The organism is Ruminococcus sp. AM42-11, assembly GCF_003480145.1.
GTDB classification, from domain to species: domain Bacteria; phylum Bacillota; class Clostridia; order Lachnospirales; family Lachnospiraceae; genus Blautia_A; species Blautia_A faecis.
This window is the reverse complement of record NZ_QUIO01000095.1, coordinates 1-1,393: the sequence shown is the minus strand read 5'-3', so window position 1 is coordinate 1,393 and position 1,393 is coordinate 1. Positions and strand designations below refer to the sequence as shown.

Below are 1,393 nucleotides of genomic sequence, written 5' to 3'. Positions count from 1 at the left end.
AGCCTCCCACCTATCCTGTACATGCAATACCGGACCCCAGTACCAAACTGGAGTAAAGCTCCATGGGGTCTTTCCGTCCTGGCGCAGGTAACCAGCATCTTCACTGGTACTTCAATTTCACCGGATGCATTGTCGAGACAGCGCTCAAATCATTACGCCTTTCGTGCGGGTCGGAACTTACCCGACAAGGAATTTCGCTACCTTAGGACCGTTATAGTTACGGCCGCCGTTTACTGGGGCTTAAATTCAAAGCTTCGCTTGCGCTAACCTCTCCTCTTAACCTTCCAGCACCGGGCAGGCGTCAGCATATACCTCACCTTTCGGTTTCGCATAGACCTGTGTTTTTGCTAAACAGTTGCTTGAGCCTATTCTCTGCGGCCACTTCTCAGTGGCACCCCTTCTCCCGAAGTTACGGGGTCATTTTGCCGAGTTCCTTGACAATGCTTCTTCCGCCGGCCTTAGGATTCTCTCCTCATCCACCTGTGTCGGTTTACGGTACGGGTACGGTATAAACAATAGCGGCTTTTCTTGACGCATGGCTCACGGACTTCGCTACTTGTATTTCGCTCCGCATCACAGCTTCCCATTGACACCCGGATTTGCCTGAGTGTCTGGTACCCTGCTTGCACCGGGCTTTCCATTCCCGGCTTCCGCTTTCCTTACGTGTCCCCACAGTTCTGTCATACCGCAGTACAGGAATCTCCACCTGTTGTCCATCGGCTACGACTCTCGTCCTCGCCTTAGGCCCCGACTTACCCAGGCAGATCAGCTTTACCCTGGAAACCTTGGATATTCGGCCTAAAGGATTCTCACCTTTATCTCGCTACTCATTCCGGCATTCTCTCTTCCATGCAGTCCACAGCTCCTTACGGTACTGCTTCCTTCCGCATGCAATGCTCCTCTACCGATCCTTGCGGATCCCTTAGTTTCGGTGGTACGTTTCAGCCCCGGACATTTTCGGCGCAGGGCCTCTCGACCAGTGAGCTATTACGCACTCTTTGAATGAATGGCTGCTTCTGAGCCAACATCCTGGTTGTCTTCGAGACCCCACATCCTTTTCCACTTAACGTACACTTTGGGACCTTAACTGAAGGTCTGGGCTCTTTCCCTTTTGACTGCCCAACTTATCTCGTGCAGTCTGACTCCCGGTCCTGTCTACATGGCATTCGGAGTTTGATATTCTTCGGTAGGCTTTGACGCCCCCTAGGAAATTCAGTGCTCTACCTCCACAAGACTCATGACCGAGGCTAGCCCTAAAGCTATTTCGAGGAGAACCAGCTATCTCCGGGTTCGATTGGAATTTCTCCCCTACCCACACCTCATCCCCACCCTTTTCAACGGATGTGGGTCCGGACCTCCACTGCCTCTTACGGCAGCTTCATCCTGGACATGG

The 1,393-nt window shown here is 52.6% G+C and carries 1 rRNA gene; it reads right to left on the bottom strand.

Annotated elements, in window-relative coordinates:
* Positions 1-1,393: ribosomal RNA gene (locus DW904_RS22505) — 23S ribosomal RNA — on the bottom strand; the annotation flags it as partial.